This is a genomic window from Parabacteroides sp. AF21-43, assembly GCF_003635435.1.
Taxonomy (GTDB): Bacteria; Bacteroidota; Bacteroidia; order Bacteroidales; family Tannerellaceae; genus Parabacteroides; species Parabacteroides distasonis.
In genome coordinates this window covers 276,123-292,238 of sequence record NZ_QTMG01000001.1, presented here as the reverse complement: position 1 = coordinate 292,238, position 16,116 = coordinate 276,123, and the positions used below count along the sequence as shown (strand labels likewise).

11 protein-coding genes and 1 pseudogene are annotated in these 16,116 nt (G+C 39.8%); 4 read left to right on the top strand and 8 right to left on the bottom strand.

Translation table 11 applies throughout. The features are described from left to right. Position 1: 1 nt before the first annotated feature. Positions 2–3,166, bottom strand: a complete 3,165-nt coding sequence (locus DWX84_RS01290; RefSeq protein WP_005859079.1) for a type I restriction endonuclease — start codon at positions 3,164–3,166, stop codon at positions 2–4. A gap of 6 nt (positions 3,167–3,172) precedes the next feature. Further along, entirely contained in the window at positions 3,173–3,376 is a 204-nt protein-coding gene (locus DWX84_RS01285; RefSeq protein WP_005859081.1) for a helix-turn-helix domain-containing protein, read from the bottom strand. Between the two features lie 193 nt (positions 3,377–3,569). Between DWX84_RS01285 and DWX84_RS01280 the strand changes: the two genes are divergently transcribed. Both DWX84_RS01280 and DWX84_RS01275 read left to right on the top strand, forming a co-directional pair. After that, positions 3,570–4,397 (top strand): GIY-YIG nuclease family protein, encoded by an 828-nt coding sequence (locus tag DWX84_RS01280; protein WP_008779797.1) that lies wholly within the window; start codon positions 3,570–3,572, stop codon positions 4,395–4,397. A gap of 91 nt (positions 4,398–4,488) precedes the next feature. Next, positions 4,489–5,001 (top strand): DUF6155 family protein, encoded by a 513-nt coding sequence (locus DWX84_RS01275; RefSeq protein ID WP_005859085.1) that lies wholly within the window; start codon positions 4,489–4,491, stop codon positions 4,999–5,001. A gap of 101 nt (positions 5,002–5,102) precedes the next feature. On the opposite strand, the gene DWX84_RS01270 is transcribed toward DWX84_RS01275, so the two are convergent. From DWX84_RS01270 to DWX84_RS22135, 4 genes and pseudogenes are all read right to left on the bottom strand, one after another. After that, on the bottom strand, positions 5,103–5,378 hold the full coding sequence (locus DWX84_RS01270) for a hypothetical protein (protein WP_005859087.1): 276 nt from the start codon (positions 5,376–5,378) through the stop codon (positions 5,103–5,105). A 2,027-nt stretch (positions 5,379–7,405) separates the two neighbouring features. Then, positions 7,406–7,636 (bottom strand): annotated as a pseudogene (locus tag DWX84_RS21755) (hypothetical protein); the annotation flags it as partial. Between the two features lie 28 nt (positions 7,637–7,664). Next, positions 7,665–8,243 (bottom strand): metallophosphoesterase, encoded by a 579-nt coding sequence (locus DWX84_RS01255; protein WP_048927558.1) that lies wholly within the window; start codon positions 8,241–8,243, stop codon positions 7,665–7,667. A 599-nt stretch (positions 8,244–8,842) separates the two neighbouring features. Then, positions 8,843–9,082 carry a hypothetical protein gene (locus DWX84_RS22135; RefSeq protein WP_082210341.1) on the bottom strand — a complete coding sequence of 80 codons (240 nt, stop codon included), beginning with the start codon at positions 9,080–9,082 and terminating at the stop codon, positions 8,843–8,845. A 317-nt stretch (positions 9,083–9,399) separates the two neighbouring features. Between DWX84_RS22135 and DWX84_RS01240 the strand changes: the two genes are divergently transcribed. Further along, on the top strand, positions 9,400–10,008 hold the full coding sequence (locus DWX84_RS01240; protein WP_048927557.1) for a type 1 glutamine amidotransferase family protein: 609 nt from the start codon (positions 9,400–9,402) through the stop codon (positions 10,006–10,008). 67 nt (positions 10,009–10,075) lie between these two features. On the opposite strand, the gene DWX84_RS01235 is transcribed toward DWX84_RS01240, so the two are convergent. After that, complete coding sequence (locus DWX84_RS01235) at positions 10,076–12,151, bottom strand: BT4734/BF3469 family protein (protein ID WP_122297668.1); 2,076 nt, start codon at positions 12,149–12,151, stop codon at positions 10,076–10,078. A gap of 183 nt (positions 12,152–12,334) precedes the next feature. Beyond that, positions 12,335–12,775: a DUF6078 family protein gene (locus tag DWX84_RS01230; protein WP_008773634.1), complete on the bottom strand. Its 441-nt coding sequence runs from the start codon at positions 12,773–12,775 to the stop codon at positions 12,335–12,337. A gap of 362 nt (positions 12,776–13,137) precedes the next feature. On the opposite strand from DWX84_RS01230, the gene DWX84_RS01225 reads away from it, so the two are divergent. Next, positions 13,138–16,113: a type I restriction endonuclease subunit R gene (locus DWX84_RS01225; RefSeq protein WP_087342607.1), complete on the top strand. Its 2,976-nt coding sequence runs from the start codon at positions 13,138–13,140 to the stop codon at positions 16,111–16,113. Positions 16,114–16,116 lie beyond the last annotated feature (3 nt).

The following is a 16,116-nucleotide window of genomic DNA, read 5'->3' as shown; positions in this document are numbered from 1 at the left end:
ATCAATATGCAAAATTACGTTGTTGGAAATATTCTGTTGTGATAAGATTGTTGATATATTTACGGTCTGTCAAATTTGCCTTAATTCCAAGGTCTATTAATTTACGACCAATAATAGCCAATACATCACGCTTAAAGGCATCTTCATTATCCAAAACATTGATATTCAAGAATAACATATTGTCTATTTGAGACTTCATCTGTGACAGATTCTCGGCTATTTCATATTCGTGTGCAGATATAATAGGCTGTTCACGTTTTTGATTTTCCTCCTCAATCCGCTTGTGAATACGAACAAAACGCTCATCACCCTTATATTTTTTCTTCAAGATATTATTCCGTCTGTTTATTTCCCGAATCTTTTTCATTACATTATCCATGTAATCAATGCTGTCTTTTGCATCTTGAGTATTTTGCGGAACAAAACCTTTTTTACGGAAATATGCTCGGAACTCATCTGCAAGGATGACATATTTTTCTTCATTCCTATCAAAATTGGCATCAAATTCAGTTTGTACCTTTTCGCAACGCTCACGAATATCATTGACAACAATTCTCAGTTCCTCAGATATTCCCTTTTTGAACTCAAATTCCAATTCTGACAGAGCGACATTGATTATTCCGGCAACATCTGCTTTATGCTCTGTACTTTCAAACAGATTCATCCTCTCTATGCGATGCGTAACCTCTGTAACCAAAGTAGGAATACCACCAAAAGCCAAAGACTCTATTTTTTCTTTCAATTCATCATCACCAAAGGCTCTGACTTGATTCAAAATAGCTTTAGCATCATTCAATACTGACCGTAGTTCATAGAGCCTGTCTTTATCCTCAATTTCATCAATTTCCTGTCTGAACTCTTCCGGATTATCGCAAGTGAAATTAAAGAGAATACTCTTGATTTCTTTCATTTTCGCTATTATCTCTTCCTTATCTTCGATAATAGCATTACCAACAGGCTCGTCCTGTTGGATCTCCTTAATATCCGCTGTACGGTTTAATTCTCTCAGATAGCGGTCATTTGTAGAATCAAAGTTTTCCTTTATATCTACAAAGTCAACCACATAGCCATATTTAAAATCTTTATACGGACGATTTACACGCGTAAGAGCCTGTAACAAATCATGACCGTCAAGACTACGTCCCAAATATAGTTTCTTCAACCTGGGAGCATCAAATCCGGTAAGCAACATTTGATTGACAATCAGTACATCTACTGTCTGCTGCTTCTTATATTCTTCAATATATGCCTTTCTTTCTAATTTGTCTCCTTCATCATGCAATATCAGAGAGGCACGTAATGGTTTGGCATGACCATACGCAACCATTGGCTCTGCTACCATTCCCAACTGTTCTTCCCATTTATCTTCAATGCGCTGCGCAAATCTAAAACGCTGCTGCCATAAACGAAACATTTCACGAGCCTGTGGATTTGTTTTGCACACGATCATTGCCCCGATAGAATCATCAGCTTGTTCTTTTCTGAATCTTCGCAAATCAGAAATGATATAATCAAGCAAAGCATTCAGGTAACTTTCATGCTCAATTATTTTATTTTTGTCTATATCACTTTTCTTGACCTCTACGTTTCCAGCCAATTTATCAAGAATGCTCTCAATACGCTCTTTATAAATGGTTTCTATCGGTTCACGCATCAGTTTTAGCGTATAACCATCCGCTATCGACTTATCATAATAGTAGGTGTCAATGTAATCACCAAAGACACGCCAAGATTCTTTTTCTTCTCGCAACAAAGGAGTTCCTGTCAATGCGATTTTTACAGCATCCTTATCAGCTTCCAGAAGATTTGCAAGAAAACTACCCTGTGGACTATATCCTCTGTGTGCTTCGTCTATAAAGAATACACGCTGAAGATTAGTATTATAGCCTGACTCTATCTGTATTTTAGTGGAATCCTCCTTAAATTTCTGTATGTTTACAACCATTATTTCCGCTTTACCCTCACTGTTCACTACAGGGGTGGTATCGCGGATATCTTTCATTAAATCATCCCGACTATTGACATTCCTTACGACTAAGCCACGTGCAACAAACTCATCACTCGCCTGCTCCATCAGCGCAATACGGTCCACTATAAAGTAGAATTTAACAGCCGTCTCGCGTTTTGCATAATAATCGGTCAAACTACGAACTGAATAATACGCCAATGCTGTCTTGCCACTGCCTTGTGTATGCCATATTATTCCACTCTTGACACCTTTAGATAGTTTTTTGCGAATAGCCAATGATGCAAACAATTGCTGATAGCGCATCACATGTTTTTCAAGAGTTGTGATTTTACTGCCATCTTCCAGCTCTATAGTTCGATTAACATACGCAAAGCCATATCTTAACAGAAACAAAAACCTCTCCCGGCAAAGCATTGATGTCAAAACACGATTCGTTGGAGTATCTACCTTCTTATTGGTTTCATAATCGGGCAAGTTTTTAATAACGATACAGTTCCTATGTTTGAGAACCTGTTTTTCTGAATCTTCCGTCAACGCTAAATATGGATATTTCGACACGAAAGTAGCATCAGCCTCTCTAAACACATTAAAGAAAGCTCTCTCTTTTGCTGCACAACAATAAAATGCACCTTGTATCGGAACTCTGTTTTCATTATCGTATTCCTGATTATTGGAAAAAATCATCAATTGGGTAAGATTGATAAAGCGACGAAAACTCTTGCTCCGCATCCGTTTATTAATCCTATCCCGCTCTGCTAAAATTCCATCGTGATTATTAGGCTTCTTGACTTCGATAAAAGCTAAAGGCAAGCCGTTTATAAAGCACGTAATATCCGGACGGAAGCTATCACCGGATTCGACATTTTCGCATGTAAACTCTGTCGTAACGTGCCATTCATTATTATTCGCATCAGCGAAATCTATCAACTTCACACCACTGTTGGAAGAAAGCATAGTATAGAATTCCTTGCCCAAATCATCATTATTCAAGATTCCGACAATTTTATCCAGTAACTGGCTGCATTCCAAGTCCGTCAAAGCAGGATTCAGACGTTTTACTGAACGGATAAAAATATCCGTCAAAATATTCGTTTGGGGATTGTATGATGTTAAATCATCCAAATATGTATAACCGAGCTTGCAAAGATGCAATGCAGCCGGGACTTGTACTCTTGTATTCTCCGTAAAGTTTTTCATTGCATTTTACCTTTCCTCTTTATCTGTTATCAAATCCTTTAAATCCACCTGTAAAATCTCAGCAATCCGCTGAAGTGTTTCCAAATTCGGCTGAATTCTATTGCACGCATAAGCATTGACCATGCTAAAACTTTTATCAAGTTGCTTGGCTAACCATGTCTGGGAGATGCCTTTATCCGACAAAACAGTCTTTATTTTATTTAGCTTCATTGTTTAATGCGATTTTATAGTGCAAATATAGCGAATTATATTCGATAATGGTGTATATTTGCATTAAGAAAAGGCTATACTTAAATAAGTTATACCTCAAAACAGTTGAAATTAGACATATTTATGCAAAATCTTCGATTACGAATATAACAGTAAGTACAACTATCCTCAAAATCACTGAAGTTGAATAACAATGGGAAAGACTGTAACAACATATTTAATCGACGGAGATCCTAAAGGAACTCAATATGCATTCATTAGCAACAAAATTTGCCAAATGTTTGTCGTACCACGTTCTAATCTCTCCTATTTGAATACACAAGAGAAATTACAAAAACCTGCATTCTATATATTACTGGGGGAAGATGAATCAACAAAACCGCAGGCATATATAGGTGAAACGGAAAATTTCAAAGAACGTGTAAAAGACCACGACAGCAAAAAAGCGTTTTGGCAAAAAGCACTCATATTCGTATCGAAAGATGCCGATATGACTAAAGTTGATGTGCAATACCTAGAACATAAAGCGATAGCCGAAGCCAAGAAAGCAAACGCTTTTGTTTTAAGCGATAATAAACAAATCCCTAAAGCACCGAATCTACCAGAGCATCAACAGGACTCAATGGATGAATTTTTCGAAGATGTGAAGTTTCTGGCATCATTTATCGGTTGCAATATTTTTGATGTATCACAACCCAAAGAAGAACATCTATTCTACACCAAAGGTAGAGGATGCAATGCAAAGGGCTTCTATAGTTCCGATGGCTTTACAGTCCTAAAAGGAAGTACTGTTGCCAAAACAATGGTTCCGTCTTTCAACTGGAAAGAAAAACGAGAAAAAATGCTTCAAGATTACACTTCTACTGAGAACGGAATATTGGTATTGACATCAGATAAAACTTTTTCAAGTCCCAGTACTGCCGCAGATTTCTGTATTGGTAGCAGTAATAATGGCTGGTTGATATGGAAAGACAAAGATGGAAACACATTGGATTCAGTTTATAGAAAACAGCTGGATTAATAACATATCAATTGGAAGCATATATGGAAGAAAAAGGATTGTTTGGAAATTAGCAGGAATGTAAAATACACAATCAATTGAAAATCAATCTATGTCAAAAGCAAAGCTAAAAAAACACTTGTTGTCACTTACAAAAGAACAGATAACCGACATTGTTCTTGAACTATACGATGCACGTAAAGAGGCAAAAGATTATCTGGAGTTTTATCTTGCCCCAGATTGCAACGCTGAATTAGAAAAGAGCAAGAAAGCTATCAGAAACGAGTTCTTCCCAACTCGTGGATTTTCCGAAAAGCCGTCATTTGCCAAATGTCGAAAAGTCATTTCCGATTTTCAAAAGCTAAAACCGGAGCCGACCACTGTTGCCGATTTAATGTTGTTCTATATCGAACAAGGATGCGAATACACACTTGAATTTGGCGATATGTGGGAACAGTTCTATACAACACTGGAGGGAAATTTCGACAAAGCTATGCGCTTTATCTTTCTCAACGGATTGTTAGCCTGTTATTACGAACGGATTGAAAAGCTTATTGATAGCGTATCGGATTGTGGTTGGGGATTTTATGATACATTACAAGATATTTATTCTGAATATCGGTAGTGTTTTTAATCTTTGATAAAGCCTTGCCCTACACAAAAAAGTAAGGAACTGAACCTGTGCGCATAATGGCACAGATTTAGTTCCTATCCTGTCCCTTTAAACTACTCCATTGATTCCCGAATAATACGCAAAGTTTCTTTCTTATACTCTTTGCGGTCATATTCAAATCCTCTGCACATCCAGCAACTACACGGAGTTCCTGTAGTTTTGTAAACTTGTGCCCATTTGTCTTTTGCCAACTCAAACCAATGAGGATGTTCATAATAGCTTCCATCCTCACGAATGATGCAATGACCATAAGCGGCATACAGAATCATACGAGTCTTAAACACACGAGCCATTTGTTGGCGTCTCCACAATTTATTTCTTTTGTCCATCGTCTCTTTCTATTAAAGTTAGGATGAACAATGATGTTACTTTGGTGAGACTTAATATATCCATAGCATAATACCTTTAATGTTATACCCTTTCGGATACAAAATTAAGACAAAACATCAACAATATACCAGTATGGGTATAATTTGTTTGTATCTTTTAGAGGTATGTAATACGCGCATACATTTTTTATGCGAATAATTCAACCTTATTACACTTTTCCCAACGTATATCACCCATTGCACATTGCTCTACACTTTTTCAAGCGAATCAAACGTAAACCTTACAAAAGTTTTCAGGTTTTATGACCGATTCTATCATCCAACACCTTCTGGAAAATAAAAAACACACCGCAAACCACAGAAATTCCAAGAAAACCACTACCTTTGTATTCAACAAGTGTTCTGTAACATACCTGCGGAAATGCCCTATCATTCAACACCTTGTATCTGATAGCGGACATTCGCAAAAAAGGCTAAAAGAAAGCGGTACAACACATATATGCAAAGCTATGAAATACACCGATTTGCATTTGTCCCCACATTCTGTGTATTTGTCAAAACAGAGGTTGTACCGATTAAAATGAACAGTCACTGATAATCAGTGATGTAAATATGCTGCATCGACAATTATCATTTCATAAAGCTGTTTGGATCTCTTATTTGTGAATACATACAAATGTTATAATAATGATATACAGCTAAATATAAACAAAATATCTATAGCTAAAGTTACTACAAATGATATTCCGTTTAGAATGTTAGAAAAATATCCTCGTTAATTATTTCAGCAACTCTAGAAGTTGTTATCAACGAACTCCAAGTTTATTGAAATTATCCTCGATATGCTAATAGAATCTTACACCATTACTCTACAACTTATTATTTCGTTATTGAATACTATTCTTGATCTCCATCTAGTGAAACTGCTGGAAGATATCTCATCCAATCCATCATATTAGAAAGATTTCTTATTCTTTCATCTATCGTAGGGAATTCTATTGCATCGAACAATGCCTGTTAGTTAGAATTTGATTAAGTCATATTTGAAATATCAGAATTATGCAAATTATCGGTACTATTTCGAATCAGTGCCGATAATTTGCATGTTACTGACTAACCAAACGGATTGCCAGATGTGCGTTAACATATGAAATATGACATTAGTCTACCTTCACCCTCTCCTCTTCCTGCCATTCAGCAAACGAGACAATCTCTTTGTATTGCTCAGCAGTCAGAGATGATCCGCTATCTTCACTACATTCATATTCCCACGGTAGCTCATAAACGGAGCCTTCCTCCTGATAGCCCATATAGTTATGGTATGAATAAGGAACCAACCTGACATAATCTTCTTCCTCAAGAATCTTCAGAAGCTTGTCGGCATCGTGGATTATTAATGGAACACCGGACTTATACAGAGCTGTGGCAACTTCAATGGCGAGACCGGCATTCGCAGAATAACTGTTGGAAACGACAATCACCCATCCTGACCGTTCTGTATCTGATGCAAAGATATTCAGGCAGGAAAGCCCCAGTTCTCCATAATGATCCTTGGCAAACCAGATGAAATCATCCGGACTATCAATATCGTACTGCTCATCAATTTTTGCAAACTTCATCCGATTATAATAAGCTACGTCATGCAATTCATTAGGGCCATAAGTCTGTTCAGTCTGGTTGTATTTACTGACAGGCAAATTTCTGTAGAACGACTCATACACTTCGTGCGCTATACGGAAATATTTGCAATATTGTCGTATTGTCATAGTCTCTAATGGAGGCACAGAACGTCCGTTCACGGAATATTCCAAAGCTTTTATGGAAGTTTCCCTACACCATTCATCGTTATAGTATTCATTATTATCCGAAACATACGAAGAATAATTTGAAACAACGAAACGGGTATATTTCCGGTCTGTAAACCGGATTGCCCTTCGCTCCATGTATATGGAAGAAGCGACATGAAACCAGCGTGTTTCCATCGGGTTGAATGAATGCCAATCCCGAAAAAAATCTTCCTTATTTTCATACTTTCCCGAATCAAACCCATTCATAAGATGCTCGTTCTGGAAAACATATCCCATCTGATTGGATAATACTTTGGTTCCACCAATCTCTGCATCAATATTCGTATGTGAATGACCGTATATCCAGACATCAATCCGGTCGTTGCTCATCAAGTCTCCATAGTCACTCGCAAAGGCACTGTTCAGCACCGAATCTTTATGACAAGGCGCAACTACCTGAAAAGTGGGCATAGGCGCAGATCACTCATGTATTGTATTCTCATTTCTTTGATAGTTCAACCTGTTTCTCTATGATTGCCTTTACCTGTGCGAATGAAACCGGAGTGAAGTCGTTATTGTCAACTCCCACATCATATTGTGTAGAGAAAAGCATTTGAAGGCGAGGCTTATCTTTTCCGGTGTTATTCCTGCTTGTATGCACATGGCCGAAAAGCTGCCAAGTATCATCGTATGAGCCGCTATAGCAAAGGAACGGGCAATGATTCAGATAAATCTTCTGTTTATCCACCTCGATGTACATCTGCATCGTGATCAGTTCGAAATATTTTGTATAATTCTGCCTCAAGTTCTTCATGTCATGATTACCGGCTATGAGATAGATTTTCCCATTCAACCTTTTGAGTATCTTTGTCCATTCAGCTGAGCCACCAATACAGAAGTCGCCAAGATGAAATACGATATTATCCGGACCGACCACACGGTTCCAGTTGGCAATAAGTGTTTCATTCATGTGTTCCACATCCTTGAATGGTCTGCTACAGAACCTGATGATATTGGTATGATTGAAGTGGGTATCGGATGTAAAGAACACCCCGCTTCCGTTGAATTTGTAATCCATAATCTTCTTTTTTTATGCACATCACTGCGCTGGTTAATAAAACTGAAGTTTTCAATGCCCATGGACGGAAATGACGGAGTAGAGCGCATAATGCGAACGTCACCAATGGGCAAAAACAAAGCCGTTGAAAAATTTAGTAAGGACTTTTCAACGGCTTCAATTTATCTTTTTAATTAGGAATACCTGCATCTAATGTACTCCTACCTGTCTATAAAACGTTCGCTGGAAAGTGTTTTTGAATTTACCGAATGACTCAATGCCTAAAGTATGAACATACGACATACTCTCAAAGCATACTGTGCTTCGACATAATGTGTTTACTAATATGTTCACTCTATTCTGCAGCATTGTAATTTTTTTAATGTTTTTATTCAATTGTGAGTGCAAAAATACTGAATTTTCTTGAGAACCAATCAACTATTCGCTAACTTTTTGATAGCTTTATAACACTATTATTGTCAAACAGACGTGGAGAAATAGAGTACCTATAACCAAGCAACCTTTTCAAATGGTTGAAATAGAATAATTCAGTCAATCCTTCACCGACAATATGAATGACCTGTCTAGTTGCTGTATTCTTTCTAACTTTTCTCATAAGGTTACTGATTATAGGTTAGGAACTGCACCAAATTTACCGAACTTGTATGCTTTTTGGAGAGAACTGATTCTTTGATAATACGCAAAGTCTCTTGCTTATATCCTTTGCGGTCGTACTCCTCCCCTCTACACATCCAACAACTACATGGAGTTCCCGTAGTTTTATAAACCTGCGCCCATTTATCCTTTGCCAATTCAAACCAATGAGGATGCTCATAACAACTACCATCTTCACGAATAATGCAAAATTACGATAAATATTGGCAATTATATCAGATGGGGTATATTATCATAATAAACAAAGATTGAAATAAAGCAATTCCAATAAAAGCATTACCTTTGTAAACAACAAGCATTCTGTAACATCCATGCAAAAAAGTAACTGCAACAACTGCCCCCTAAGGAAAAAATACGATAAAAGCCCTCAGTCATTAATGGGACGCTTTTGGCGTTGGCACATAAACTTCTGCCCAGGCTGGAAAGGATATTTCAAATCTCTTTCGCCTGACGAGCAAAACGAGATTAGAAAGAAGTATAACTTCGATAAATACAATAAATAATGAAAAAAGAAATTCTATTCGTCTTGTTAAAAGACTTTGCCGATTGGGAAGGAGCTTATATCGCTCCAAACCTCAATGCAGGTGTTGAGCCCGGAAGTGAAAGCAAATATATAGTTAAAACCGTATCTGTCAGGAAAGAGCCGGTTGTATCGATCGGAGGGTTCAAGGTGCTGCCCGACTATGGGATCCATGACATTCCGGCCGATTATGCAGGAATCGTATTAATAGGAGGCATGAGCTGGTTCACCCCGGAAGCCGAAGCCATTGTTCCTCTGGTAAAAGAGGCCATCGAGAAGAAGAGGCTGGTGGCCGGTATTTGTAACGCCTCCGTTTTTCTTGGTATACACGGTTTCTTGAACCATGTAAATCATACCAGCAACGGATTGGATTACCTCAAACAATTTGCGGGGGTTAATTATACAGGTGAAAATCTTTATATGGATGAACCGGCTGTCAGAGCCGGAAACATTATTACCGCCAACGGATTTGCAACTCTGGAGTTCTGTCGTGAAATACTCTATGCGCTGGAGGCAGACTCTTCCCAAAAGATAGAGAGAAGCTATCGAATGAACAAAACAGGTGTTTGGGAAGATCCAGAAGTGGGATAAATCACTTATCTAATGGTGGTAGATAATAAAACATCTACCACCAACAACTTACATCTACCACCATTTACTACTTTTCGACCACTAAATACAACCGTCCCCTACTCGCTAACTGCGTCTTAAGCCCTATCTTTTTCAAGAAACGACCAAAGACGGAGACATTGCTCATCGGAAGTTTTACGCCGCTCTTTTTTTGCAGCGATAGGTAGATCTCTCCGGCAGAGATCTTCAAACCTTCCTCCTTGTGCGAAGCGGGACGATAATATTGAAAAAACAGATCCTCGAACAAAGGACGTTGTTGAAACGCCTCGTTCGCTTGCATCTGCGAGACCTCTTCCTCATGCGTCAGCCAATAACGCTCGTTATTCTTCAAGGCGGCAACCGCTTGCGCATAGAGCTGGAGATAATCGATAGGCTGGTCATTGTCTATCAATCCTTTCACCTCGATACAAATGAAACGGCGGCTGCCGGAAGGATCGCCCAGCAAATCCGTATGGTTGCTCGTAGCGATAAAGGAAGCGTAACGTTTCACCGATTCCACCTGCGTAGCATGAGGCTTGCGCACATTTACGACCGGCTTCTGCAACAGATGCTTCAAGAAGCCTTGATGCCTCGCGCTCACTTGGTCGAACTCATCAATATTGATCAATCCGAAACGGGTAAGATAGAGTTCGGCATCCCGCTTCTTGCTGAAATCGATGCTGTCCGTGTAATACTTATTCAAGTCCGGTGGCAACAGGTTGAAGCAGAACGTGGACTTCCCGCACCCCTGCCCGCCCACCAAGAGCGGGGAAAGACTGTTGCCATGCTGTTTGTCACGTCCCTGCCAGTGCGCTACCATCGACAGGAACCAAGTGTAAAACAACTGTTCCCACCGTACGTTGTCGCAAGGGATGCGTGCGGCCAGCGGACGGATGCGATCCTTGCCATCCCACACGGGCAAGCGGGTCAAATAGTCCTCGATAGGCGCATAGTCCGGGATGCGATCTGAAAAGACAAAACGCCGTACATCCCTGTCCCATAGCTGCAATCCTTCTTTCTGGGCATTCAAGGCGATACTGTTCAGCACACGATCCGTCACGGGGCGATAGTCAAAACAGAACGTGTTTTTCTCCCGATATTCCGGTCCGCCGGACATCAGATTGTACCGGAAATCGTAACGGCGGTTCATAAACTCCTCCATTTTCAAGCTCTGTAGTTGCTCCGGCTTGTAAAGGGACGTACTGCCAAAATCAGAATCGGAGGCTAAGCGGTAAGACTGCCTCGAGGTCTCCCGGATCTCCACTTCCGAGATCAGATTCCCCAAATAAAGCATCGTCCACTTCACACAATCCTCCTCTTCTACCCCAGCCGCGAAACAAAGTCTTCCAAGAGTGACCAACAAAGGTTTGAAATCCACCTTTATGCTCAAACTTCCATGTTCCTCCAAAGCCCGCTGCAAAGCGAATTCATATTGGATGGCAACGTAACGGTATTGGTCATAAAGCGTCTGCCCGGCACTCTCTACCGGTACCGGCACCCGTTTTTCGAACCGTTCCTGGTAGGCGCTTTCGTCGGGCATAGCCACAGGCTGCTCCAGATGAATGGAAAGGGCGTCCGGATTGTAATACACATCGGCATCATAACTGAGGCGACAGCCCATCTCCAGCACCGGACGTTTCAGCTCGATGGGATAAGAAAGGCGAGGCTCATACGTCTTGAGCGCATGTCGGTAAGCGTGCGCATGAAAAACCTCGGCATCCGTACGCGAACGGGGAAGCGACCCGTCGGGATAGGTATAAGCCACCACGAACTTCACGCTCCGTCCGCTAGAGCCGATCATAGCGAACAGTGTCTGCGGATATTCCACTATTTTTTGTTTCAAGGACAAAGCCTCTTCTATGCTCTTCAATCGATTGATCTCCAGCAAAATCCAGCCATTATACTCCTTCAATTCCCCTTTTCGAAAAGTTCCGGCAAAGAGCAACTGAGGTAATTTCCGGGTAAACGGATACCGTTTGTCGGGATAAGCCCGCCTTAATTTCTCTCGAAAGAGCGCAAGCTTATCCCTCGTCCGCTCATCCTTTACCCATGCCACGATCTCCTCCATACGCATCGCCCGTTGTGCGACGGTATGTCGATAGGCTGTTTGCTTGGTTATTTTCATGTCTAATATATTATTTAAGAAGTTGAATAACTTATGCTTACAGTTTTTCCTATAGAAAAACTAAAGTTTTATTAGGGGAAAACTTTTGTTTCTTCCTAAAGAAACTTTTGTTTCCTCTAGGAGAAACTTTTGTTTTCCCTAAGAGAAACTCTTTGTTCTCCTAAGGGAAACTCTTATCAGCTCTTATCCCTTCGTCCATCGGTAGCCACTCTGCCAAGCATCAAAGACTGGTTCATCCTCTACTCCGTACGCCCGAAAGACCTGACGGATATACTGTTGGTCTTCGGGCGAGAAGGTTCTTTCCTTGCGCTTAAACTGATAAAACTTATTCTTACCGTATGTCATCAACAGACGTTGCTTGATGCGTTTCGCCTCCAGATAAGGTATCTGGTCTAATAGGTGATCCATGCCAACAGCGTATTGCACGGGAGTATCCGCCATGAAAGCCGCACACTTTCCGGTAGGACTGGTACGTGCGGGATTCACGATGCTCACCGCCCAAAGCGTATCGGGGATAAAACGGACGATTTGATGCCGCAAGCAGCGGTTGGCGTTCTTACAATTTTCATTAAAACAATGTACAAAGCCTGTCGGCACCATAGCGTAATCGAGTTTTTCTATCATATCTTTTAGATTTTCAGTATTCTTCAAATATAACACTTTTTTCCTTCACACGAAAAGAAAATTGTATGAAAATCAATAATAAATGGTAGATATTGAATAATAATTGTAGATGTTTGGAGATCTACAACCTATAGGTAATATTCTTATTTACAGAGAGTACACAACAGAGTGGTAGATATTGTAGATGTTTTTATAAATTCAATGTTCTAGAAAATCTAGGATATTGAAAAGATCAAGTCAATACAACTTCTTCATCTTTTCGCTATCACATAGCAAGATATTTTATATCTTTATTGCCAAATACAGAGAATAACATCAATATCCAATTGATATGAACCGGATAAAAAAGTTCTTGAAAAAATATGATATCTAAGGAAAAACAAATAGAAGATCATTTTATTAATAAATTAATAGATCTCAAGTACACCTATCGTGACGATATTCGTGATAGGAATGCTTTAGAGCGGAACTTCAGAACAAAGTTCGAAGCATTGAACAGGGTACATTTAACGGACTCTGAATTTGATCGTTTGCTCGAGGAGATCATTGATGCTGATGTTTTTGCTTCTTCTAAAAGACTACGAGGAATCAATACGTTTATGCGTGAAGACGGGACACCATTACAATACATGCTGGTCAATATCAAAGATTGGTGTAAGAATGATTATGAGGTGATTAATCAGTTGCGTATAAATACCAATAACAGCTATCATCGGTATGACGTGATTTTATTGATCAATGGCATTCCTGTAATCCAGGTCGAGTTGAAGGCTTCGGATGTTAGTCCTCGCCGGGCGATGCAACAAATTGTTGATTATAAAAATGATACGGGTAATGGATATACGAATACATTACTTTGTTTTATGCAACTTTTTATCGTAAGCAATCAGGCAAATACTTACTATTTCACCAATAATAACGATCAACATTTCAGTTTCAATACAGATGAGCAGTTCTTGCCAGTCTATCAATATGCGACAGAGTCAAACAGAAAAATAACCCACCTTGATGCGTTTTCTACGGCATTTTTGTCGAAATGCACATTGGGAGAGATGATTAACCGCTATATGGTTTTGGTTGTCAGTGAACAAAAGTTGCTCATAATGCGCCCCTATCAGATATATGCAGTAAAAGCAATAATAGATTGTATTCATCAAAACAGAGGTAACGGTTATATTTGGCACACGACAGGAAGTGGCAAGACGCTAACATCATTCAAAGCATCTACTCTGTTAAAAGATAATCCCGACATTGATAAATGCTTGTTTGTGGTAGACCGTAAAGATTTGGATAGACAAACACGCGAGGAGTTTAATAAGTTTCAAGAAAATTGCGTAGAAGAGAATACCAATACGGGGACTCTTGTTAAACGCATGTTGTCGGACGACTATGCCGACAAAGTAATTGTAACTACCATTCAAAAATTGGGTATCGCACTCGATTCGTCCAATAAAAATAACTATAAAGACCGTTTAATCCATCTAAAGGATAAACGAATTGTATTCATTTTCGATGAGTGCCACCGCTCTCAGTTCGGAGACAATCACAAGGCAATCAAAGAATTTTTCCCGAACTCTCAACTCTTCGGTTTCACGGGAACACCCATATTTGAACAAAATGCAACTTATACACAAATAAGCGGAGAAGAAGCCTCATATAAGATTACGGAAGATATCTTCCCAAGCAGACTACACGCTTATACCATAACACATGCGATCGAGGACAAAAACGTCTTACGTTTCCATGTCGATTATTTTAAACCCAAAGAGACAGGCGATCGTAGGGCAGATGGCACACTAAAGAAACAGGCGGTAGTAGATGCGATATTATCGAAACATGACGCAGCAACCCACTCCCGTAGGTTTAATGCCATACTTGCCACAGCCTCTATCAATGAAGCTATCGAATATTACGGACTGTTCCGCAGAGCGCAAGAAAGTTTAATGCAGCAAAATGAGAATTACGAACCGCTTAACATCGCTTGCGTATTCTCGCCTCCTGCCGAAGGGAATAAAGATATTCAGCAAATACAGGAAGACCTGCCACAAGAGCAGAATGACAACTGTAAAGAGCCTGAAGAAAAGAAAAAGGCGCTGAAAACTATTATTGACGACTATAACCGGCAATATAAAACCAACCATACAATCGCTGAGTTTGATGCCTACTACCAAGATGTGCAAAAACGCATCAAAGATCAACAATATAGCAATAAAGACTATCCACACAAAAATAAGATCGATATAACGATTGTCGTGGATATGTTGCTGACAGGTTTTGACTCTAAATATCTCAATACATTATATGTTGATAAGAATTTGAAATATCACGGTCTGATACAGGCGTTCTCACGTACCAATCGCATTTTGAACGACACTAAGCCATATGGTAACATCCTTGATTTCAGAGGTCAGCAAGATGCTGTCGATGAAGCGATAGCGTTATTCTCTGGAGAGAAGACCGATAATCCTAAAGAGATATGGCTTGTAGATTCTGCCCCGAAAGTGATAGAGAAGTTCCAAGATGCCGTTCAGAAGTTGAGTGAATATATGCAATCGCAAGGATTGGAGTGCCAAGCTGAAAATGTTTATAGTTTGCAGGGAGATGAGGCTCGTGCCGGTTTTATCAACTGTTTCAAAGAAGTACAACGATACAGAACCCAGTTGGAGCAATATACCGATATTAACGAGCAGGAGAAAGCAAAAATCGAAGAACTGTTGCCAGAAGAGACTTTGCGTTCGTTCCGTGGAGCCTATATTGAAACGGCACAACAATTACGCAAACAGCGGGAGACAGGCAAAGACCATGAGGTTAGTCCACAGGTTGAAGACCTTGATTTTGAATTTGTTCTTTTTGCTTCGGCAGTCATTGACTACGATTATATAATGGGATTAATCGCCCGCTATACGAATAGCAAAAACAGCAAGCAACGAGTAACCAAAGAGCAGTTGATCAGCCTTGTGGCATCGAGCGCCAACCTGATTGATGAACGGGACGATATTCGAGAATACATCGATAGTCTCGACGAAGTGAACGGTAAGACAGAGCAGGAGATAAAAGAGGGGTACGAAGCATTTAAGGCGGAGAAATATGCTAAACAATTGGCATCTATAGCCGACAAACATGGTATCACAGCGGATTCGTTACGCAAATTTGTAGAACAGATAATGGAACGAATGATCTTCGATGGTGAAAAACTAAGTGATTTGTTAGCTCCGTTGGAATTGGGATGGAAAGCTCGTACTAAGGCTGAATTGGCCCTAATGGATGATCTCGTTCCATTATTGAAACGTTTGGCCGCTGGCCGTGAAATTTCGGGATTGTCGGCTTATGAAGATTGATGT